A 21,216-nucleotide genomic window follows, 5' to 3' on the forward strand; every position below is an offset into this window, starting at 1 on the left:
CCCCTCTAATCCAGTTAATAATCATAATGTGATATTTGGGAACTGCCGTGGAAATGAATCAGTGTGGGCAGTCCACTTGTATCGGTCAAACAAGTCCGCATAGGTCTTGAAGAGTCTTGAATCCGAAGATATATGGTGCCCATACTTTTCATAACCACAAATGTTACTGTCTTTTCAGAGCCCCTTTTCAGGATAGATTATTATAATACTTTGATTGAGAATGTATCGTGACGGTTGGGGATATGCATCATGGAATTGCACGTGTTTAGTTTTATCGTGATGGACATTATTCTTGCAGTTGTTATTGTGGGCGTTGCTGAACTCCCCTACAGGAAACTACGGAGCCTGACAGCAGTACTTGAGGAACTGGTCGATAATTCATTCACGGACATCCCTCGATATAATGAGGTGTTGCAATCTCGAGCATATCGGTTCTTTACCTCACGAGTCGGGAGCGCATGCGGTCCCATTATTTATGCGGTACTCTGCGGGACCATGATTGGTGCACTTCTTAATCAGATCGTACTTGTGAGCTTGACGATAGATCTTCATATATTGCTCTCAGGAATAGTGATGATCTGTTTTCTTTATCGCGCAGAGTATGAGCAGGGGAACTTTTGGAGCGTGTACCGATCTACGCCTGATGGTCGCCCTCTCTATGAGAACTTGAACCCTTTAGAACACCGCGACGTACCGAGTGAGAGTGAAGGCTCTCTGCAAGAAGAGATCTGATAACTTGGACAAAGTTTGACAAGAATGCTGTGATGTGCACTATATGATTGGGAGGACCAAAAAATGAATGCTCTACTATTTCTGGTGGTCTTCTCAACAGAGCTGTTCTTTTTGGCGGTCGTCATTTGGATTGAGCGAGCGCTGTTGGCTGACTGGAAAATGAAACAGAGAACTGATCGCTCCTATACTTCAAATGGAATTTCTATGGCATATCATCAGACAAGCACGCATTTGAGTTATTCTACCGACTCCTCGTGGTATGTATCACGCTGGTCATTCCTCTTGTTCTCTGGAGTTTTTCAGGATATCACCTGATGGGGATTGTTCTGATCATCTTTCTGCTCATTGCTTTTAGGAACCGATTGTGGAAAAATATAGGCGACCTACTTTTTTCATTTAATAAACGGCAACAGCACGGAAAAATTCTGGTTTTATTATCAGACAATCAAGACGCTCTCAAGTCAAACGGACAGTAAAGAGGCAGAAGAGCGAACTATCCGTGACCTTCTAGACCAATTTCTACCTGGTGATTCCGTGGGAAAACCACTCTCAAAAGAGGAGCGCAAGGTCTTTCTTGAATTTGTTTCGGAGAAAAATGATATGATTGGTGCGATTGCGCTTGAACTCATTGAAAGCATGCAACATGCAAGCGATTGATGTCCAATCGCAAGTACCGTTGATCTGATCGACGACATACTGGTCTTAAACAGGTTACAGATGGCATACGTTTTTTATATTACTCTCTTCTTTTTTCCTTGGGGCGATTGGTTATTGCAGAATTATGACTATCAAGATGGTATGATGAATAAGCAACCATCAAAGGCCAAGAAGATCGTAGTTATTATCATTTATTTTCTGATCTCACTCATTGTCACTGGAATTGGGGAGGCATACTTTTCTGATGATTATTGGATGTATCTTGGTATTTCCTCCATTGAAGTTGTCGCATATCTTTATTGTTTCAGAACTGTATGCTGCTCCGGCGACTCTTCTGATGAGGAGTCAGAATCAGATGCTGATCCGGATGCATTTATTGATCGTTTTCCCTCCAACTGCTAAGAGCCAGTGATGTGTCATTTCGTACTCTGATTGAGGTGATCACTATTGGCACATCGACTACCTTGCAGGTATTGGACCTGCTCAAGATGCATGCAATTTTATTTATGTAAATAAAACTGGCCGTCTGATTATGTATAGGCTTAAAAGTAATAATTGACAATTGATGATGAAGTTAGATGACAGTCGATCAAGTGGACAAAAGTCTTGTTGAGCAACTCATCAAGACATTAGAGCAAAATCCCTCATTACGAGCAAAGATGGCTCGGCTCTTTAGTCCATTTGAGTTTGTTAAACGAGATGAATTGGCTGAGGTTATCAAGGAGATTCGGGAGTTACGAGTAGAACATTCCCAGCGTTTTGAGGCCATGGATCGACGTTTCGAGGCCGTGCAGAAGCAGATGGATGAACGCTTTGAGGCCGCGCAGAAGCAGATGGATAAACGCTTCGATGCCATGGATCGCCGCTTTGAGGCCATGCAAAAACAGATTGATGCGAATATGCAAGAGAGCAGAGAGCGTTTCGAGGCATCTGAACGCCGTTTCGAGGCCATGCAAAAACAGATCGATGCGAACATGCGGAAGAGCGATGAGCGTTTCGAGGTCATGCAGAAGCAGATCGATGAGCATATGCAAGAGAGCAGAGAACGCTTTGAGGCCATGCAAAAACAGATCGATCGGCGTTTTGAGGATGTGACTTCAATATTAGTTGCGATGCAAGCGGATATTGCTGACATCTCTGGAAAATATGGTAAACGTGCAGAGGATGCAGTTCGAAAGATTCTGACCAAGGTGCTCGAAGCAGAGGGAATCGAGACTGCACGAATCAGCCAGATTCAGGTCCGAGATGTGGATGGCTCGATCTTTGGGAAGGACTATGCGACCGACATTGACATCTACTACGAGGGGAAGCAGACTTGGATCATTGAGTACAAGGGGCGGGCGAAACGCGAGGACATTATCCATCTCAACTTGGTTGCACGCCTGTTAAGAAAGCAGTACAAGATTGATCCCAATCGAGTGATCATGGTTGCCTTGAATATCAATGATGATGCAGTAGTATTGGCGAAGGACATGAATATCGAAGTAATTCATGGGATCAGTGCGAATCCGACTCCTCTTACACCACCATCACCATAATGACGAGATATATTCGTATTTTGAAGACCAACTGGTGAAGGACGGAGTTTCATATTCATGGTGTTGACGATAACGGTTCTTTTAGATGAGCTTGGGCCGACTTAGCAAGATCCTCAGCGAACCTTTGAGGGAAACTCACAGCCGATTCTTATCCTATTCATTTTACGGTGTCCCACATCTTCATAAATGTGGACGTTATTGATATCCTGTATATCGGGAAGGCAAAAGAAAGATGGATCAAGACGATGTGATTGAGACCGGGCGCTACGAGCACGACGGCGAGTTCTGGAGCGCGCAAGTAAAAGGCAGATTTCTGACGATCTATTCTGGGAAGATTGGAACACGCGGCTATCACGCATCCCGCGAGTTTAGATCACATGAAGCGGCAAGGCAGTTTATGGAGCAGAAGCTCGAAAAGAGAATATCTGAGGGATATGTGCGGCGTGATGAGTCTGACTAAGTGTATACTTGAACAGAATATACTATATGCAGATTTGAAATCAAGCGTTGAATGATTGTCGTACCATAACGGTAATTCTCCATGAACTTGGAAGAACCATTGTCCATTTGTGGATGAACTCTTTATGCATGGCATCGAAGTTTTTTTTGATGTGGTGCAATTGTTTATAGTAGCAGTATGAAGGCGAAATTTTAAATTTAACCGATCACAGATTTCATTTGATTAACGCCGTCGGATTTCTTGAATGATTGACTTGGCATCTTCTAAACAATCGCTTGCTCTCTTTCGGGTGAATTTCTCTTCTGGTGTATAATCGGCTTTCACTCTTTCATATCGCAGCTGTTTGAGATCGTCCATCAATTCACTATTACCTGTGACGACCAACACTTTTTTTTCAAGTTCGCTATAAAACCCATTGATCCTTTGGAAGCGATCCCACATGACTGCGAATGCTCTCATAGACTATCATTGCAGCCGACAAATAACTTCGGTTAACTACCGTTCGAAATGCCGCTTCTGAGTCCATTTTCAATAGTTGCTCACTCAGGTCAAGATGTGTGTGATATGAAAATTCCGTCATGTTGATGGGCCTTCAATAATTACTCCGAAGACGACCCTGAGTTGAACGAATGCTTGAGACTTCGTATCACGGCTCTTCACGAATTCCTGAACAACTTCATCGATGGTTCTAGTTATATGGTTTCTTAGGGCTCGTCTACCTTTCCGTGATAGTATATTTGTAGTAATAACAAAATAAATTCTGAGTTCCTCTCCCTCTGGATCGTTCAAGTCTTCGACTCGAAGACTTGTGGTTTCTGGGTGCCAGAGGAGTTCTCTCTTGATGGCATTCAAGATTCTTTCAAAACAATCTCCTATTTTTCTCTCTCTCTCAAGTTTTTCCAACAATTGAGGCGAAATCTCTGGAAATTGAATAGAGCGTTTCCACACTATTTGCCACAGATTGTATCTTGAGGTAATTTTTGTTGATTCAGGCTGGGAGCTGATCCTTTGGTCGTTTTCATAAATTTGCTCAGTTATGGGCGTAAGTGGGGCAAGTAATATTCCTAGGGGCATTTCTGTCTGGCCACTTGATTCTTCACAGGACCAACTCATTTCGTTTTGGAAATATGGCTCGGTTTCTATCATTACGACTGCTTGACTACCTTCTTCTTCATTATCTGACCTTTCCTCATGGCGGAGTGTGTCGATGAGTGCCATTCACTTCACATCTCGTTTAATAGAGTCGTAACTATTTCGGGAATACGTTGGGAGAATTCGATTACTTTTTCTAGACTTTCCCGACGATATACAAAGTTTGTGGTGGAGTAACGTGGATTAGGAACAAATGGGCCGATTGATATGTGTAACCATGCTGGAATGATGTTTAATGGTACCGTTGGAGGTTCGCCTTGATACGCGCAAATCGTCTTTGTATATGGTCGTGTTTCGAGACCTGTGATCTCATCAAGAAGGATATTCGTACTCGTTTTTTCTTTCCATAAAGTGCTCATTGGATGTTTGTCGGTCAAAATGCGTGAGTTGTAAACCAGTTCGAACCATTTGAGATCTTCTGGGAAGTCTGGTGTGTCCTTGATTATCTTCATGAATTTGTTTGCGACTTCAATTAACTTTGCAAGTTCTTGGGATTCAATCTTGATGTGGCCTCTGGCCTCATCGAATGAAATTTCTGATTCAGCATTAACAAATCGCCGAATAATATGACGGGCGCCCTCTGAATCAATGACCATAACGGTGTCATTTCCTTCTGGTGGGCTGAAGTCGATTTTGGACAGAGCTGTCTTGAGAGCTTGGTAACTAAATGGAAATGGGGTTCTAAACGCAAACAATATCGAAATCCGATCAATTATTTCCTTATACATATCCGAACCTCAAATACCTCTATGTATGGTGAGGTTTCTATTACTCATTTATCTTTCTACACTGAGGAAGAAATATGTGCATAACACAAGTACTGCAAAATTCAATCATATGAAGCGGTAAAACAGTTTCTGGAGCAGCAGGTTAGGACTGAATAGAAAATGGATGCGTGCAGTGTGCTGAGTCTGACTAAGTATAGGTACTATCATGTTTCATTGTTCATCAGTTTCTCATGATGAACGATATTCATTCTTCTGTTGGATATACAGTGTTCGTGCCATTTGGACGTTTTTTGATGAATCTCCTAGAGGGGAAGATTAAACAGTAAACAATGTAATACCAGATGTATGAGTGTTTTGAGTCCCTATCCGCTCGAACGTGATACCCCCAGATATGAGGCTGTTGTCAATGCAGCCAGATCGTATCTTCGTCGTCGCGATTTTCTGACATACGCAACCCAACTTGTTCCAGAGCCAATAGGTTCAGAGTCATGGTCTCTTGCTTGGGGTTATATGCGTAGATTTGATGACATGCTTGATTCTGGTGCGATCAATAAGACTCAAGCGATGAACCTTCTCGAGTCTGAGAAGGTCATAGTTGACAGGTTCTTTTCGGGTGATCACGCGGTCAGAGTGGATGCTGCACCACGTCACAAGTGGCTGGCGCAGTTCTTTGCAAATGAAGAGAAGTACTATGAGGGTAGGGCGCTAAAGGTCGTCAAAGATCTCTACGAGAGCGCATGGGGTGATGTTTTACGGAGAGGAGTGATCCTGACCTCAAAAGAGATGAACGAGCTACTCTACAAGAAAGCACGTAGCTTCTTCAAGCTCTACTTTATCCTCTCAGGGTTCGATCTCGGTGGATACATTGATGACTTCTCCTATCTATTTGGAATGGGACTTGGAATGCTGGATGATATTCTTGATCTTGCAGAGGACTATGAGGCCAACTATGTCAATATCACCCGTGAGGAGATGGAGGCACTTGGACTTGATCTTGAGCCTGACGACCAAGATTTCCTGAAGCGTATTGTTGACGCCGGTTATCTCACTTACAAATCGAAGAAGATTCTCTCATTACTGATCAAGGCCCGACAGTTGAGCCGGCAAGTGCGGTCTCGTTATGTTCGATCTTTCTTACTTCGACTGAGCGAAGTGTTTGCGGGACCGATTCTGGAAGAACGATTTATCCCTGGGCAGAAGTACTTCTTCCGAGGTGGGAGTCTTGCCAATATGATTCTCCCGAAGAACGAATCGCTAGCGTACAAGATCGGTCACAGACTCATGAGCGTGTTCCTGCGCTATCCGCAGCTCTCGTCTTATCTGTTTGAGAGCGTTAGTAGTAAGCGGCTCTAGACCGATCTTCTAAACACACTGTGATGAACATGTAGTAACTGTCCCGACTAGTCCTTGAACGATTTGAGATCTGTTATGATCTGTTCTAAATTGACTATGTGTAGACTTGTATCCTCCCTTGGTCGATTCCTTTCTCAATCAATGAATTTTAGGATGGCAATTCTTATGATTTGTATCCTAATACTCTTGATTCTTCTTCGAAAAGTCTTGGACTTCGGCGTTCAGGTTATCGTGACCGTCATCTTGTGAGAAAAGATTAATCTTGATTCTTGTCTGATAATGATTAGGATTTGTGAGAGGTACGAGGATGTCGCTTGGACACATAGATACAGTCTATGACCAGTCGTATCCCGTTATTGATAGTATCATTCATCGATACACTGGTCGTTCAGATATACTGTTCAGATCACGCCGGATTAACGACACGGTTGAATACGCTCTGGTCAAGAGCAATGGGCCGAGTATCACTACTTATGAGGAGTTATCCACGCCTGAAATGGATGCGCTTGATACAGAGGGTCGAGCAACCTATGCGATTTACCCCATACTGTCCAGAACTCTTATGAAAAAATGGGCCCTCAAGGTCTTCGTCGCATTTTTAATAATAAATACGGCCATTATCTTCTCTGTAATCATTTGGTTCAGTGACGGTGTAGGCGATCTTTCCTCGCTTCTAAAAGCAATTGAAACAATTGTAGTCTTAATATTCCTCCCCTTCCTGTGTGTCTATGGTACCCGAAAGGAGGCGCAGAACGAACGCATAATATATCGGCTGCGCCCCGACCTGCCTGAGGTCCTTCGGACCATTGCTACTGTACGAGGCGATGAGGCTATGAAGCAGAAATGGCTTGAACAGTACTTGTAGCGTTGATTGTTTGGTGGCCAAACGTGGTCACCAGACCGAGCAGTCCCCCAGCAACGGCACGGATCATGTACAATATTACCAGTGGCATTCACTTTCGAATGAATTTGTGTTCATAGTGCCTGTGATCTCCGCATCTCTTTTTCCAGCAGCTCGAGGTTGCTTGCTGAGAATAACAACGTGAAGTTTCGTGTAAATGCGCTCTAAGGTCAAATATGACACTTTTATATCCGACAAGACATATTGATAGATGAAGGGCAATGACTACACAACAGTTCACGGTTGAAACGGTCCGGGAAGCGGTTGCACAGGTTGCTGAGGAACTACATCAGAGATTTGGTGTAAGGTTCATACTTCTTTTCGGATCCGTAGCTGCTGGTGAGAGTGGCCCACTTAGTGATGTGGATCTTGCAGTCTATATGGATCCGCAAAGACCCCGACATTTTGATGTTGAACTCACAATTGGTTCATTATTGACCAAGGCACTTCAGACCGATGATGTGGATGTCATTTTTTTAAATGATGTGATCCCCCCTGTGAAATTCAATGCGATTCAGAGAGGCGTTCTTCTTTTCTGTGTTGACAAAGGCGAGTACGAGGACTTCTGCGTGAGAGCTGCCTCGGAATTCTATGACTATCAAGAGTTTCTAGATAAACAGTATGAGAGCGCGAAGGAATTTCTTGGAGGTGGGGCTCAAAATGAGTGATGTGGAATTACAAGCGAGGATAGTGCATCTGACAGAGGCCTTGACACGTCTTGAGAAATTACAACAGTATTCTAAAGAGGAATTCTTAAGCGATTTCAGAACAAGTGATGCAGCTTTACGAAACTTTCAGATTGCGATTGAGGCACTAACTGATATTGCGAACTATTTATTGAAGTGATCCGTCCAAGAAATACCTGCAACGAGAGCTATGATATTTGAGAGGCTGTGTGATTTGGGGGTGCTTGACGGCTCTTTGCGAAACAAGCTTGTCCAAATGACACGTTTCAGAAATTTAATTGTCCATGGATACGTTTCAGTCGATCTTTATAGGATTTATGAAATCCTCCAGACCGATGTGGAAACACTCAAAACAGTTACCACCCATTTGATTCAATCTTTAACTAATTTAGATGAACCATCCAGCTCTTGATTGTAATCGCAAAATTAGTGCAGTGATTTCCATCTCCATTACTTGCTGATGACGCATACAGCTCTCTTATGTGCTTTCGTGCAGTTATAATAGCAATTGATTGGAGGCAATCCGTTGGATTATCTTAATGATTTGAGATTGGCCGAGAAATATTTGGAAGACGCAGAGCGTGAATTTCTGACCGGGACAGATGGTGTGGCTGAGTCGCTGCTGGCCCGACTGGCCGGAGGAACTTTTGCCTCAGATGTAGAAGTCGCGCGAGAGATAATGCAGAATCTGGACGAGTCGCATTACATCAAATGGGATCGATGGGAGCGGAGATACGAATTTTCTGTATCGAGCTGGAAGGATGCTGGTTATCCCAATATTGACGCCACGACGCTTCATGCAGGCAATCCTGATTGGTATTCGGAGAGAGTAGGTACGACCACATTTGTGAAGGATCTGATGGTCCATCGCAGTATTGTGGCACCTACAATTGATGGTGATCGAAAGGGACCGCCCACTCCAAAGGGCGCACCTGCCAACAAATGGTTGCTTGACTTTGTTGTTCTCTCCAGTCTACGTTTCTCTTTCAAGCATCATTGGGAGAAGCTTGTGCGGGATATTGTGTGGAAACGTGCCACGACCGATCTGAATCTTGTAGCTGCGAAATTGGGCCTGACTGTCAAAGAGGTTCTTGCTATATCTCATAAAATCAGAGATTTAGACGATCGTGTGATAGAGTTTGATGTGACAGACGACAGTAACAATCTGACATATCATTGCAAGAATCCACAGCATGACCTGGCACCTCTGGTAGACATAGATGATTGAACGATTCGATGGCGATGTCCGAAAAAGAATCTGATCGGGGCTCTTGTAGCGAGTGACGTATCTCCGGTATTGTTAGAAGGAACTATATTCGGGTTTGATATTAATATTCTAGAGTCTTGACTGTTACTTAGTACTGACGCGCTACTGCCTGATTAATCGTTTCTGTAAGAGATGCGAAGAGGTGTCAATCTCATGGAGGACGACCGATGACGAAACACAAGGAACAAAGTAAAGACGATGAAATGATTGATATACTCTCTGATTTCTCTCAGTTTTACATAATATTGATGCTCAGTGAGGGACCAAATCACGGCTACGGACTAATCAAGGCCTTCAAGGAGCGGACTGGTAAGAATCTTAGTGCAGGTACGCTCTATCCGTTTTTGCACAAGCTACAAGAGAAAGGACTTGTTTCGCAGGTTGATAAGCCTGTCGGCAAAAAGCCCCGGACTATCTACAATCTGACAAAGATGGGGAAAAAATTCTGTGAGCGGCTCTTCTCTCGGTTCGCAGCGATCACCGCCTCTGCCATAGAGCCACGTCTTGAGACCTGCGCCAGTTGTGGTGTTCGTATCTATGAGGGCGGTTACTATGAGGAGATAGATGGTCAGAAGATGGCGTTCTGTTGTGTGCATTGTGCTGCTGCTTATAAGAACGAGAGTGGTTCGCATGATCACTCTTCCCATGTTCACTGAGATTACGGTATTCATTATCCTGCTGTAACACCAGCCACTACTAGACCTCTATTGATGGATTGCAGAAGGCGAGTAATAGTATTCTCAGCAGCAGTACTACCTACAGACTTCCCCCGTTTGTGAACGATCTGGTTCCTTGAACCAGAGCTTTCAATCTTGTTGTAATCAATTACGTGCTGACACTTCAGCGTCTGAAATCATCATTGATTAATAAGAGTGATTCGGAACTCTCATAAGAAGATAGTACAAGATAGGAGCTTGGTTGCCTCTAAGGTGGAACAATGTGAAAGCAGTCCGACTTTTATTCGTGTTACTCGTGGTCAGTCTGGTGGCCCTGTCCATTGGGGTCACAGTCTATGGCTGGTGGCTCTCTCAGACGATTTATCAGACCACATATGCCAATAAGGCGGGTGTAGATTATTGGGCGACTTGGAGCCTACGCAACAACCTATTCTCCGCCGCGATTCTTTTGACATTGCTCAGCATGATCACACTTCCTCAGCGATCGACGTTCATCACATTCATATCCGCCCTCTCCAATTCATCAACATCGTCCTCGACCACCCGTCTTGATTTTCGCGGTGCCGTCATCTGGCGGCTCTTCGAGGCTGTTGCATTCTTTGGATTTTATCTGTCGATTGGGGGATATTCCCTGACTGGTCAGAACGTTGCGTTTTTGATGATGCTCATGGGTGATGGTTCGATCTCGGTGAGTGCTTCTCAGATCTCTACGATGTTTACACTCCCTTTCATTCCAAATGTGGCCGCTCAGACAGTTGTTGATCTTGTTCCTGCTATGGAGGCCTACCAGCTCTATCTGGGGCTTATTAGTACATTCATCGTCACGACTGGTGGTCGCTTTGCTCTCACCTTTGCGGCTGAGATGATGAAGCCGCGACGTGACTTTTACGTGGTCATTTCAAAGGGTCTGATTGTAGGTGCGTTCCTGATCATTTTGGAGATTCTCTCCGTGCCCATGTGGACGGTTAACGCTGGAACGTGGATGACCTATCTCTCTCTGATCATTGCATTGGCTGGTTGTGTCATCGGCTCTATCCTCTTTACAGCCATGCGTGTTCGTGCGGGACCGATTGCTCAACGACTACGGAGCAAGATCTCCAGTCTGGAGGAGGACTATGCGCGTCTGCAGGGCGAACTGATCTCGGTACGGCAGGAATATGAAACCGGCGCGATGGACGCTGAGGACTATACTCATCGAGTGAATCTTCTGATGCAGGATCGTCGATTCATTGCTGACGAGCTTCGGCGTCTGAAGATGGAACAGTTGATGCCTCTCAGAGGTTATCCCCGACGGTACACGGTTGTTGTAGTTGCTCTTATCGTGATGGTGACATTGTTACCAGTTATTCAGGCAACATATTATGGGATTCAGATGTCCGGCGATAAATACATCGACTGGAAATTCAACTATGAGACCAAGAAGGAGATTGCCATCACAAACTGGGCTGCTGGTCTCCAAGGTATGGATGAACTTACTCTTGAGGATCTGACCTCAAATGCAACACCAAAGAGCGAAGTCGAATTTTTGACCACTGTGCGACAATGGGATCAGACCGCAAGTTATCTCCGGATGAAGAATCAGATCGGAACGAACTGGATGCAGTTGGCCGACTCGGATATAGTCTATCTTGGCGGTCATGAATATTGGATGGCCCCTCTGACTTTCGACTATGACACTATCTCTACGAACTTCATCAACCAGCATCTCTACTATACACACACCGAGGGCCTCGTAGTCCTTGATGCGTATAGTGGGGACATTATCGAGCACACGGATCTGGTGGCGCTTCTCAATCGTAGCGCCCCCATCAATTTCTACTACGGTGAGGGTCACGGATTCGATGATGTGGCCTTTGTCAACGTCCCCGGGTTCGAAGAGGTGGGCAATTACTCTTTCACTGGTGTTCCTGATTATACCCTCCGTGGATTCGAGTCCACCTTCTATATCATGTCCATGGGGCTGGAGGCTTGGTCGTTCATGGGGCGCGACATGGATATGTTGGTCTCGCGGAATATTCAGGATCGTGTGCAGTCCATACTCCTTCAGGGGCTTAAGACCGACTCGGATCCGTATATTGTCGTTGATACCACTGGTGGCATCTACTATGCGGTCTCGGTATACATTGATTATCCCCTTGCAACAGGCTATGCTCACGAGAGCTATCTTCGTTTTCTCGGGGTTGTCCTCGTTGGTATCGAGGATGGGGAATTGAGCTTTTACAAGGCTCCAAGCGAAAACGAGACCTCTTTCTTCATAGATCAGACCTACATGAGCTACTATCCTTGGAAGGAGGCCCCACAGTGGCTCAAATCTCAGATGAAATGGCCCGAGGACCTGTATGAGCGTCAGCTTGATGTTGCATATACTTATCACGTGACAGATGGATTTGACTTCAAGAGTGGAGTTGACTTTCATGAGGCCCCCTCTGGTTCAGACACCCGATACATCATCATGCGGATAGCGGGACAGGATCGTTTTGTTGCGATGCATAATGCAGAGTTCCGTGACTCAGCAGGGCGAAACCTTGCAGGTCTCTATGTGATGGGCTGTGGTGCGAAAGAGTTCGGACAGTTAGCGTTCTATGGATCCGGTCATGTTGGTATGTCCACTCTACTGGGTCCATCCGCAGCGGTGCAAGCGTTCGAGACCAATGATGAAGTGCGTACTCAGCTTCAGTTATGGGGTGCTCATCGGTACGGTAACCGTCTTCTCTATCATCTTGGTGGGGATCTCTTCTACGTCATCCCCGTGTTTCTTGAGGTTGAGACCTCGGCGAACCGTGTCATTGAGAAGCTGGGTGGTGTGGGCCTCGTTGATGCTGAGACTGGCGAGCGCGTGCAGCTTGGGGCCAATGTGGTTGAGGCCTACTACAAGATGTTCGGGCTGCTCAATCAGACCACTGTTGAGACTGGTGAGGTTGGAATCGAGAGCCTTCAGTTCAATCCTGTGACCATCAACTCTGGCGAGTTCTCAAGTCTGGATATGATGTTGAGAAACAATGACAATGTCAGTCATCATCTCTATGTTGATATCACCGTGGCGACTGGAAACTTCTCGATCTTCTGGCATGGAAGTTCGATTACCCCGACCGTGACTGCTCAGAACACGACTTTTGTTCTTGACATAGGTACCGTCGGTGTGGGTGATGTGTATGGTACTTCTCCACAAGTCACTGCGCTGCTACATCCCGGTCTGGTCCTTGCCACGTACTTGGTTGTTGTGACGCTTCGAACTGAGAACGGTATTGTGGATCAACAGACGCTTCTGCTGACGGTCACTTAGCAGGTGATCTATAGGACTCTAGTGTAGACGGTCCGGGCGGTCTCTCCTCCCATCTCCCATATTATGCATACACAATGTCAAGCTCGGGGACTATCTTGACCCGTGAACCTAAGAGCGTATTTCCTATAGGGCAACCGTTCAGAGCGATCTCGAACAGTTTTCTAATTCGCTCTTCCTTCATCTCTTCAGGCACGATCACTCTTGTCTTGACTCGGATTTCTGTAAAATAGCTCTTCCGTGTCGTATCATTGGTCTCATACGTTCCCTCGACCTCAGAGGTGAGATCGATCACATCGATACGTCCTCTATCCAGCGCGACTTCAAAGACGAGATTGATGCATGTCCCCAGTGCTGCGAGGAACAGATGATGAGGGCTTGTCGTCCCCGGGTATTCAGGGACCATATCGGGAGGCGTGACTGTGACCGTGTGATAAGGTCCAACTGTGGCCTGATGGATTGATGATACTCCTGTCTGTCCGAGTTCGATCTTGTACGTCTTGCTCACTATGGCGCATCTCCAATATTGTTCGAACTTGCCACGATGCCAGGAATTTGAATAATAAGTAATGGGAAGGTGGCAAGTGATCCTCGAGCGTCATATTCTCCACATGAATCACTGATGTTTCCTGTACCAGTCGATAGTCATCTGTAGCCCCTTGTCAAATGAAACCTTGGGTGAGTATCCCAAGATAGACTTTGCATGTTTGATCGAACCGAGGCTCTTTCTGACATCGCCGACTCGTGGAGGGCCATGTCTGATCTTGCAGTCTGCTCTCACTGTGGTAAGTACTCTGTCAGCAATGTCGACTACGCGGATGTCCTTGTTTCCTGCAATATTGAAGGTATGTCCATTTGCCTTAGCAATCTCTGCGGCTCTCTTTGTGTACTCGACCACATCACCCACATAGATCAGCGACCTTGTCTGGAGACCATCACCATCAATAATGAGGTTATCGTTGGCGAGTGCTCTGTTGACAAAGACGGAGATCACGCCGCTGTAGGCGGAATACGCCTGTCGTGGGCCGAACACGTTAAAGTACCGAAGGACGACGGTCTCAAGACCGAATGCCTCTCTGAATGCATGCATGTATTGTTCGCCTGAGATCTTAGAGGCGCCGTAGGGACTGAGCGCTTGGACTGGCGTGTCTTCTGTCACCGGCAGTTTGTGCGGATCACCATAGACGGCAGCACTGGAACTAAAGACCACACGTTGTGCATCTATTTGACGTGCGAGGTTGAGAATGTTCACAGTCCCCGTCGCATTGACCCTGTGGACATATGCGGGATCCTCGACACTGATTTTTACGGATGAGATTGCAGCGAGATGAAAGATGTAGTCTATGTCAGTCGTAATCTTTTCTTTGAGTCCCGGTTCTGTGATGTCCGCCTTAATGAACTTGAACGAATTATTTGCAACAGCATGTTCCAGGTTTTCCATTCTTCCGGTGTCAAGGTTGTCAATACCTGTGACCTCGTATCCATTCTCGAGGAGCAGATCAACAAGATGACTCCCGATAAAACCTGCCGCCCCAGTGACCAGCGCGCTCTTGCTCATAATGAGTTCCTCAACGTTTCGAAATGTATCTTCCTCTTAATGGTTCCTCTTGGTGCTCTTATCAGCGGTTGTGCGTAAAGTGCCATGCCGTTAACCTTATAGAGTCGCTCCGTTGGCTCGGGCCTGTCCCTTAGCGGAACACAGCACTGGCAGGAGTCACAGATGATATCAGAACCATTCGAGTTCATCCAATTGATGATTCTCATTCTGACAGTGGTATTCCTGATTGTGGCAATTGAGTATCGCAGACTCTCTTTTGCGATCATCTCCTTTGCTACAGGCAATGGTTTTCTCTCCCTTGCGTTCTTTGCTCTTGGGGCTCCTTACGCAGCGGTCTTTAACTTCAGCGTCTTTTCAGGTGCTGTAGCTATTCTCTTTCTGGCCGCTATGAATTTGGGGGCACCAGAGGAAGAGTCTGGAAATACCACTAGCGAAACGAGTGAAGAGGTGATGGCGTAATGAAGTACAAGATCGTCGCCGGACTACTCTCACTCATAATGATCACCTTGATTGGCATCAAGCTTGTTGATTTCACGGCCTTCACCATTGGTGCCCCGACTGGTACACTGTATGCGCCCACTTTATGGGAACAGATCGGAAATGCCGTGGGGTCCACGCTCTGGTCATTCAGGGTCATTGATGTTCTTATTCAGGCCATACTGCTTGTAGCAGCAGTGATTGGGGCCTCGGCCATGTTTAGGTCGCTGAAGAAGGAGGAGGCATAGGCATGCTTGATATGCTTGATATCTATCTCATCTTTGCGCTGATCCTCTATGTGCTTGGCATCTATACCTTGGCCAGCGCACGAAACATGATCAAGCTGGTCATTGGTATTGAGATTCTCGTAGCAGCGGCCAACTTGAACTTCTTGGCCCTTGGCGCATTCACGAGCAGTGCATCCATCCTTGGCCCCGTTGATCCTCTTGTGCAAGACTTTGTGATCTTGTCTATATGCATAGGTGGGGCGGTCGCAGCTATTGCCATGAGCCTGATCGTGAATGCATACCGACACTATGGGACCTTAGATGTCCGTGAGCTTCGGAGGTTGAAGGGATGATCTTTCCGATTGAACTTGCTGCTTGGCTTGTCTTTACAGTACCGCTTGTTGGTGCTGTTCTGACACCTCTCTTCGCAAAGATCAATGGCCAGCTTCGTGATGCCATGGCAGTCCTTGTCGGATTCATGACAGCCGTTCTGGCTATCGATATGGTCTTCAGTATGGTCTTGGCCCCTGAGTCACATGACTATACACTGGTCACTTGGGTGATCGCAGGCTCTTACACGATTGACTTTGGAGTCTTGGTCGATCCGCTCAGCGTACTTCTTGCAGTGATAGCTGGTGGAATTGGTTCACTCATTATCCTCTTCAGTGTAGGGTACATGACTGGCCATGATGAACAGGGCAATCTTGTCAAGGATCCCAGTCTCACACGCTATTACTTCTTCATGCAGATGTTCGTGGGCGGCATGACCCTCTTGGTGATGTCGGACAATCTCTTGATGACCTTCATCGGTTGGGAGGTTGTAGGGATGTGTTCATACGCTCTCATCGGATTCTGGCATAATGCTAAGGCTCCGAGCCCCGTTCCCGAATACAAGACTGAGGGCGAGTACAACTCTGCCTGTGGTATGAAGGCCTTCATGGTGACACGAGTCGGTGACATCGGCCTTCTCGCAGGAATCGTCCTTCTGTTCACCATCACCGGGACGTTCAACTATACCCAACTTCAACACATTGCCGGAGATGCAGCTTGGGCTGCTGGCCTCAGTACTCTCATGATCGACCTTCTTCCGGTAGTTGCACTTCTCATCTTTGCCGGACCGATCGGTAAGAGTGCTCAATTCCCACTACACACTTGGCTCCCAGAGGCAATGGCCGGTCCGACCACTGTGAGCGCGCTCATTCATGCGGCTGCAATGGTCAAGGCTGGAGTCTTTCTGGTTGCCCGAATGGCTCCCATCTTCATTGACATGGTGGTCAATGTCGTGGGGCTGACGGTGTTCTTTGAGACCGTCGCATGGATCGGTGCCTTTACGGCCTTCATGGCTGCAACAATGGCCCTCGTGCAGGACGAGATCAAGAAGGTGCTTGCCTACTCGACCATCTCTCAGCTTGGCTATATGTTCACAGCACTTGGTGCATCTGGTCTGATCGCCGAGAGTGTTACAGCCTACAGCGCTGGAACGTTCCATCTATTGGCACATGCACTCTTCAAGGCTCTCCTGTTCCTTGCAGCAGGAGCTGTGCTTCATGCTGTTGAGAGCAAGTCCATGCGCGACATGGGTGGGCTCTGGAAGGACATGAAGGTGACCGCGGGCACGTTCCTTGTAGGTGCACTAGCACTGGCTGGTGTCTTTCCGACCATCGGTTTCTGGTCCAAGGAGATGATCTTTGACGCGCTCCTACATGGTGGTCAGACTGGTCTCTTCGTGATGGCCTTTGTAACAGCTATCCTGACGGCATTCTATACATTCAGAATGGTCTTCATGACGTTCTTTGGTAAGAAGTCGCACCATGTCATCGAGCTCGAATCGCATGGTCATCATGTCCACGAGGCGCCATGGAGCATGAGGATACCACTGATCATTCTTGCAACACTGGCTCTCTGTGGTGGGCTCTTTGAGTTGGTCTTCTTCAACACCTTTGCACCTGTTGGCGAGGCGCTGGCTCATCCGTTCGAGTGGTCCCATATTCAGCTGTTTGCTCTTGGTCCGCTCACTCTTCTCACCGTTGGTATCTGGATAGTCGGTATCACTCCTGCCTACTTCATCTATTACAAGGGTAAGGGTGACTTCACAAATCTGCGTAACGGGCCACTTGGCAGGTTCCTCGAGAACCGCTGGTACTTCAACACGATCTTCAACCGGATCTTTGTTGATGGCTACCTGTGGCTCAGTAATGGCCTTCGAACACGTGTTGAGTCTGCATTGCTCTCATTCAGTGAGACCACTAGCAAGGGACTGGACTCGGTGTCGAAGGGTTGGAGACGCACCATGACTGGTGTGCTCAACACAAACGTGCTGGGCATGATGATTGGAATCATCGCGTTTCTGCTTGTGATACTCTTCCTATAGGAGGCTGATGGTACAATGCAGACACTATACATTCCATTCCTCTCGGACTATCCCATGATATTGACACTCCTCGGCCTCATCTTCGGTGGCCTCCTGACACTACTGGTAGGCACCAAGTCGGAGAAGGGCGCACGAGCACTGGCAGCACTCTCGCTCCTTGGAGGGCTTGTACTCAATGTCCTGCTTCTCCTGCGTGTGGGCGTGACTACCGTGTTCCACGATATTGTCTGGCTCGGCGACGAGACCGATCCGATCATGACCCTTGGGTTCCTTGGTGATGGTCTCAGCGCACCAGTTGCACTTCTCATCTTGGGACTGGGTCTCTTCTCAGTGGTCTACTCGTTCTACTACATGGAGAACCTGAAGCATCCGGGCCTCTACTACTCGCTGATGGTGTGGTTTGTCGCGTCAATGGTGGGTGTGGTCTATGCTACCAATCTGATGCAGTTCTTTATCTTCTATGAACTCATGCTCATCCCCGCCTTCGTACTGGTCTACGTCTACGGAGTCTCGGAGGATCCCGAGCAGCGCTCAAAGAACGCCCTCCAGTTCTGGGTGTGGACTGCGATCGGTGGTATGATCTCGCTCTTTGCGACATTCTTCCTCTTTGGAGCCACCGGAACTATGGATATCCAAGCGCTCTATTCAGCGTCCATTGCAACAAGTGTGGCAAAGCTCATTGGTGTGATGTTCCTTCTGGGATTTGGCATCAAGCTTGGTCTTGTGCCTCTGCATGTCTGGGCACCTCCAGTCTACGGTGAGGCACCTATCCCTGTGCTTGTACTTCTCAGTGGTGCAATGACCAAGACCGCAGCCTATGGTGTGATCCGGATCGTTATCCCGATCTTCAGGGCAGTCCTTGCAGACTACTCTCTTGGGCTCATGGTGATCTCGGTCGTCACAATGTTCTATGGTGCGATGTTGGCGATCGCTCAAAAGGACCTGAAGATGATGCTGGCCTATTCGAGCATCAGTCAGTTGGGGTATCTCATGTTCGGATACTCGACGATGACCCTCGTTGGCGTGAATGGTGCAGCCTTCCAGCTCATCAATCATGGAATCCTTGCTAGCCTGATGTTCTTCTGTGCTGGCGCGATCAAGATGAAGGCAGGAACCATGGAGTTCGACAAGCTTGGTGGTCTTGCACCAAAGATGCCCGCTCTTGCTACAGTGTTCGTTCTTGGTGGGATTGCTCTCGCTGGGACCCCGCCGATGTCTGCCTTTGTCGGTGAGTTCATGATCTTCATGGGCGCCGCATCTCTTGCCAGTAATGGTTGGGCATATGTTGCTGTGCTTGTAGTTGGCGTCATTGCTACCGGGTTGACGGCGGCCTATTATCTCTGGGCCATTCGTCGAACGATGTACGGGCCGATCCCTGAGGGTCTTGAACAGGTGAATGATCCACCACTGGCCATTATCGCAATTGTAGGTATCATGGCCTTCTTTGTGGTGGTTCTTGGTATCTGGCCGTCGCTCCTCTGGAGCTACGTGCAGCCGGTCCTACTTGCTATTGTTGGAGGAGGTTGATCTCGATGCAGCTAGACATCTTCTATCTACCCACTTATGGCGCTGTCATGCCAGTGGTGCTTCCAATCCTCTTCGCACTGCTGGTGGCGGTCCTCTCCGAATTCACAATACTGATCAAGAAGCGAGTGCCAAAGGGTCTCCCTGACGGGCTGGCTATCATCGGTTTCAGCCTCTCTCTCTTCTATACCTACTTGCTAGGTGTTGATGTGTGGACCAATGGGGTCAAGGGCTTCATCTGGTCTTGGGCTGGTACCGACTATGGTCCCCCCCAAGGTGTCGTGATGGGTGCCGATCAGTTATCGGTTCTTCTGATGGGCCTCTTCTCATTCATGGGCTTGGTGGTATCGATCTATTCTATTGGCTACATGAAAGAGGACACGGGCCTCCGTCACTACTATACCCTGTTGCTCATCATGGTTGGAGCGATGAATGGTGTGGTCATCTCTGGTGATCTGTTCACTCTCTTCATCTTCTACGAGACCATGGGCTTGAGTAGCTTCATCCTTGTTGCCTTCAGACGCAATTGGGAGGGTATTGAGGCGGCCATCAAGTACCTCATGATGGAGGCTATTGGCTCAACACTCATCCTCTACTCAGCAAGCTTTCTCTACGGTCTGACTGGGACACTGAACCTCGGACGCATGTCAACACTGTTGCAGGCGCATCCCGAGAATCCATTGATTCCCATCCTGATAGCGATGATGATTGCCGGGTTTGGTGTGAAGGGCGCAGTAGTTCCCTTTGCAGCATGGTTGGCAGATGCTCATCCTGCTGCGCCAAGTGGCATTAGTGCAATGCTCTCAGGTGTAGTCATCAAGGTGGGTATCTACGGTATCATCCGGATGAACACACTTCTGTTCCCGATCGCAACTATCCACTTTGACTGGCCTCTGTTGATCGCTATCTTTGCAGTTGTCACCATGACGGCTGGCAACTTCTGGGCGCTCACACAGAAGGATCTGAAGCGGATGCTGGCATATTCCTCCATCACGCAGATTGGGTTCATCTTGTTCGCCTTTGGTACTGGTACTCTCTTTGGCTACCAAACGGGAACCTTCTACATAGTTACACACGCATTCACGAAGGGGCTCTTGTTCCTCTGCGCAGGGGCATTCCTCCACGCAATAGGCTCCCGCAATCTGGACGACCTTCGTGGCATTGGTAAGAAGATGCCTGTTGTTGGTGCCTTCTTTGCTATCGGTGTTCTCTCACTGATGGGCATGCCGCCCCTTGCAGGCTTCTGGGCCAAGTTTCTCGTCTTAGCCGCAGGTGTCCAGGCCGGTCTGACTGCGAGTCCGTACTATCTCCTGTTCAGCCTCGTGGCGATCTTCAATGCGCTGCTGGCTCTCGGCTACTATCTGAGGATGCTCACGACCATCTGGTCACATGAAACCTCTGAGAAGGCCGCTACGGCACACAGTCCAAGTCTGAGCATGTTGGTGGGCATGGGCATTCTTGCTCTTGCTCTGATTGTCATCGGTATCTATCCCGAACTACTCTTTAACATCGCTCAGGCAGCAGGTGATGCTCTGTACCACTTTGGAGATCTTGTACACGTTCTTAGCGGGACACCATAATAGAGGGCGTCCCGCCCCTCCCTCTTTTTTTCCTCTTTCAGACACAAG

The 21,216-nt window shown here is 47.5% G+C and carries 22 protein-coding genes and 1 pseudogene; 18 read left to right on the forward strand and 5 right to left on the reverse strand.

The features are described 5' to 3' along the window. Window positions 1-249: 249 nt before the first annotated feature. From K9W43_04830 to K9W43_04850, 5 genes are all read left to right on the forward strand, one after another. Complete coding sequence (locus K9W43_04830) at window positions 250-732, forward strand: hypothetical protein (GenBank protein ID MCF2136549.1); 483 nt, start codon at window positions 250-252, stop codon at window positions 730-732. Window positions 733-795: 63 nt separating this feature from the next. Next, a complete protein-coding gene (locus tag K9W43_04835; protein ID MCF2136550.1) occupies window positions 796-1,047 on the forward strand; it encodes a hypothetical protein in 252 nt (83 codons plus the stop codon). 483 nt (window positions 1,048-1,530) lie between these two features. Continuing rightward, entirely contained in the window at window positions 1,531-1,791 is a 261-nt protein-coding gene (locus K9W43_04840) for a hypothetical protein (GenBank protein ID MCF2136551.1), read from the forward strand. Between the two features lie 176 nt (window positions 1,792-1,967). Continuing rightward, complete coding sequence (locus K9W43_04845) at window positions 1,968-2,927, forward strand: hypothetical protein (GenBank protein MCF2136552.1); 960 nt, start codon at window positions 1,968-1,970, stop codon at window positions 2,925-2,927. 232 nt (window positions 2,928-3,159) lie between these two features. After that, complete coding sequence (locus tag K9W43_04850; protein MCF2136553.1) at window positions 3,160-3,387, forward strand: WGR domain-containing protein; 228 nt, start codon at window positions 3,160-3,162, stop codon at window positions 3,385-3,387. Between the two features lie 222 nt (window positions 3,388-3,609). Here the strand turns inward: K9W43_04850 and K9W43_04855 are convergent, their stop codons facing one another. The 3 genes from K9W43_04855 to K9W43_04865 form a co-directional block, all read right to left on the reverse strand. After that, entirely contained in the window at window positions 3,610-3,846 is a 237-nt protein-coding gene (locus K9W43_04855; protein MCF2136554.1) for a HEPN domain-containing protein, read from the reverse strand. Between the two features lie 117 nt (window positions 3,847-3,963). After that, complete coding sequence (locus tag K9W43_04860; GenBank protein MCF2136555.1) at window positions 3,964-4,605, reverse strand: hypothetical protein; 642 nt, start codon at window positions 4,603-4,605, stop codon at window positions 3,964-3,966. A gap of 5 nt (window positions 4,606-4,610) precedes the next feature. After that, on the reverse strand, window positions 4,611-5,267 hold the full coding sequence (locus K9W43_04865) for a hypothetical protein (GenBank protein ID MCF2136556.1): 657 nt from the start codon (window positions 5,265-5,267) through the stop codon (window positions 4,611-4,613). 354 nt (window positions 5,268-5,621) lie between these two features. Here K9W43_04865 and K9W43_04870 point away from each other — a divergent pair, with 354 nt between their 5' ends. From K9W43_04870 to K9W43_04900, 7 genes and pseudogenes are all read left to right on the forward strand, one after another. Next, window positions 5,622-6,620, forward strand: coding sequence for a hypothetical protein (locus K9W43_04870; GenBank protein ID MCF2136557.1), 999 nt, complete (start codon window positions 5,622-5,624; stop codon window positions 6,618-6,620). A gap of 307 nt (window positions 6,621-6,927) precedes the next feature. After that, complete coding sequence (locus K9W43_04875) at window positions 6,928-7,485, forward strand: hypothetical protein (GenBank protein MCF2136558.1); 558 nt, start codon at window positions 6,928-6,930, stop codon at window positions 7,483-7,485. A 257-nt stretch (window positions 7,486-7,742) separates the two neighbouring features. After that, window positions 7,743-8,189: a nucleotidyltransferase domain-containing protein gene (locus tag K9W43_04880; GenBank protein ID MCF2136559.1), complete on the forward strand. Its 447-nt coding sequence runs from the start codon at window positions 7,743-7,745 to the stop codon at window positions 8,187-8,189. Beyond that, window positions 8,182-8,619 (forward strand): annotated as a pseudogene (locus K9W43_04885) (DUF86 domain-containing protein). Before K9W43_04880 ends, K9W43_04885 begins: the two are co-directional and overlap by 8 nt. A 138-nt stretch (window positions 8,620-8,757) precedes the next feature. After that, the gene (locus K9W43_04890; protein MCF2136560.1) at window positions 8,758-9,435 is read left to right on the forward strand and encodes a hypothetical protein; all 678 of its coding nucleotides are present in this window, start codon (window positions 8,758-8,760) and stop codon (window positions 9,433-9,435) included. A 206-nt stretch (window positions 9,436-9,641) separates the two neighbouring features. After that, window positions 9,642-10,130 carry a PadR family transcriptional regulator gene (locus K9W43_04895; protein ID MCF2136561.1) on the forward strand — a complete coding sequence of 163 codons (489 nt, stop codon included), beginning with the start codon at window positions 9,642-9,644 and terminating at the stop codon, window positions 10,128-10,130. A gap of 283 nt (window positions 10,131-10,413) precedes the next feature. Beyond that, complete coding sequence (locus K9W43_04900) at window positions 10,414-13,434, forward strand: UPF0182 family protein (protein ID MCF2136562.1); 3,021 nt, start codon at window positions 10,414-10,416, stop codon at window positions 13,432-13,434. A gap of 61 nt (window positions 13,435-13,495) precedes the next feature. Here K9W43_04900 and K9W43_04905 read toward each other — a convergent pair whose 3' ends face one another. Both K9W43_04905 and K9W43_04910 read right to left on the reverse strand, forming a co-directional pair. Further along, window positions 13,496-13,939 (reverse strand): OsmC family protein, encoded by a 444-nt coding sequence (locus K9W43_04905; protein ID MCF2136563.1) that lies wholly within the window; start codon window positions 13,937-13,939, stop codon window positions 13,496-13,498. Between the two features lie 108 nt (window positions 13,940-14,047). Beyond that, window positions 14,048-14,989 carry an SDR family NAD(P)-dependent oxidoreductase gene (locus K9W43_04910; protein ID MCF2136564.1) on the reverse strand — a complete coding sequence of 314 codons (942 nt, stop codon included), beginning with the start codon at window positions 14,987-14,989 and terminating at the stop codon, window positions 14,048-14,050. Between the two features lie 162 nt (window positions 14,990-15,151). Between K9W43_04910 and K9W43_04915 the strand changes: the two genes are divergently transcribed. Genes K9W43_04915 through K9W43_04940 form a run of 6 tightly spaced genes read left to right on the forward strand, consistent with a single transcriptional unit; the run spans window position 15,152 to window position 21,168 of the window. Further along, the gene (locus tag K9W43_04915) at window positions 15,152-15,448 is read left to right on the forward strand and encodes a hypothetical protein (protein MCF2136565.1); all 297 of its coding nucleotides are present in this window, start codon (window positions 15,152-15,154) and stop codon (window positions 15,446-15,448) included. Continuing rightward, window positions 15,448-15,714: a hypothetical protein gene (locus K9W43_04920; protein MCF2136566.1), complete on the forward strand. Its 267-nt coding sequence runs from the start codon at window positions 15,448-15,450 to the stop codon at window positions 15,712-15,714. Before K9W43_04915 ends, K9W43_04920 begins: the two co-directional genes overlap by 1 nt. Before the next feature lie 2 nt (window positions 15,715-15,716). Continuing rightward, window positions 15,717-16,046: an NADH-quinone oxidoreductase subunit K gene (locus K9W43_04925; GenBank protein MCF2136567.1), complete on the forward strand. Its 330-nt coding sequence runs from the start codon at window positions 15,717-15,719 to the stop codon at window positions 16,044-16,046. Beyond that, complete coding sequence (locus K9W43_04930; protein ID MCF2136568.1) at window positions 16,043-18,064, forward strand: NADH-quinone oxidoreductase subunit L; 2,022 nt, start codon at window positions 16,043-16,045, stop codon at window positions 18,062-18,064. Before K9W43_04925 ends, K9W43_04930 begins: the two co-directional genes overlap by 4 nt. A gap of 15 nt (window positions 18,065-18,079) precedes the next feature. Continuing rightward, window positions 18,080-19,591, forward strand: coding sequence for an NADH-quinone oxidoreductase subunit M (locus K9W43_04935; protein MCF2136569.1), 1,512 nt, complete (start codon window positions 18,080-18,082; stop codon window positions 19,589-19,591). Window positions 19,592-19,596: 5 nt separating this feature from the next. Next, window positions 19,597-21,168, forward strand: coding sequence for a hypothetical protein (locus K9W43_04940; GenBank protein ID MCF2136570.1), 1,572 nt, complete (start codon window positions 19,597-19,599; stop codon window positions 21,166-21,168). Window positions 21,169-21,216 lie beyond the last annotated feature (48 nt).

The sequence above is a fragment of the Candidatus Thorarchaeota archaeon genome, from assembly GCA_021498125.1.
Classification (GTDB): domain Archaea; phylum Asgardarchaeota; class Thorarchaeia; order Thorarchaeales; family Thorarchaeaceae; genus B65-G9.

Bases quoted from the DNA above. Each gene is read 5' to 3' on its own strand.
- K9W43_04830 (MCF2136549.1), top strand. From the start codon at position 250: ATGGAATTGCACGTGTTTAGTTTTATCGTGATGGACATTATTCTTGCA.
- K9W43_04835 (MCF2136550.1), top strand. From the start codon at position 796: ATGAATGCTCTACTATTTCTGGTGGTCTTCTCAACAGAGCTGTTCTTT.
- K9W43_04840 (MCF2136551.1), top strand. From the start codon at position 1,531: ATGATGAATAAGCAACCATCAAAGGCCAAGAAGATCGTAGTTATTATC.
- K9W43_04845 (MCF2136552.1), top strand. From the start codon at position 1,968: ATGACAGTCGATCAAGTGGACAAAAGTCTTGTTGAGCAACTCATCAAG.
- K9W43_04850 (MCF2136553.1), top strand. From the start codon at position 3,160: ATGGATCAAGACGATGTGATTGAGACCGGGCGCTACGAGCACGACGGC.
- K9W43_04855 (MCF2136554.1), bottom strand. From the start codon at position 3,846: ATGAGAGCATTCGCAGTCATGTGGGATCGCTTCCAAAGGATCAATGGG.
- K9W43_04860 (MCF2136555.1), bottom strand. From the start codon at position 4,605: ATGGCACTCATCGACACACTCCGCCATGAGGAAAGGTCAGATAATGAA.
- K9W43_04865 (MCF2136556.1), bottom strand. From the start codon at position 5,267: ATGTATAAGGAAATAATTGATCGGATTTCGATATTGTTTGCGTTTAGA.
- K9W43_04875 (MCF2136558.1), top strand. From the start codon at position 6,928: ATGTCGCTTGGACACATAGATACAGTCTATGACCAGTCGTATCCCGTT.
- K9W43_04880 (MCF2136559.1), top strand. From the start codon at position 7,743: ATGACTACACAACAGTTCACGGTTGAAACGGTCCGGGAAGCGGTTGCA.
- K9W43_04895 (MCF2136561.1), top strand. From the start codon at position 9,642: ATGACGAAACACAAGGAACAAAGTAAAGACGATGAAATGATTGATATA.
- K9W43_04910 (MCF2136564.1), bottom strand. From the start codon at position 14,989: ATGAGCAAGAGCGCGCTGGTCACTGGGGCGGCAGGTTTTATCGGGAGT.
- K9W43_04915 (MCF2136565.1), top strand. From the start codon at position 15,152: ATGATATCAGAACCATTCGAGTTCATCCAATTGATGATTCTCATTCTG.
- K9W43_04920 (MCF2136566.1), top strand. From the start codon at position 15,448: ATGAAGTACAAGATCGTCGCCGGACTACTCTCACTCATAATGATCACC.
- K9W43_04925 (MCF2136567.1), top strand. From the start codon at position 15,717: ATGCTTGATATGCTTGATATCTATCTCATCTTTGCGCTGATCCTCTAT.
- K9W43_04930 (MCF2136568.1), top strand. From the start codon at position 16,043: ATGATCTTTCCGATTGAACTTGCTGCTTGGCTTGTCTTTACAGTACCG.
- K9W43_04935 (MCF2136569.1), top strand. From the start codon at position 18,080: ATGCAGACACTATACATTCCATTCCTCTCGGACTATCCCATGATATTG.
- K9W43_04940 (MCF2136570.1), top strand. From the start codon at position 19,597: ATGCAGCTAGACATCTTCTATCTACCCACTTATGGCGCTGTCATGCCA.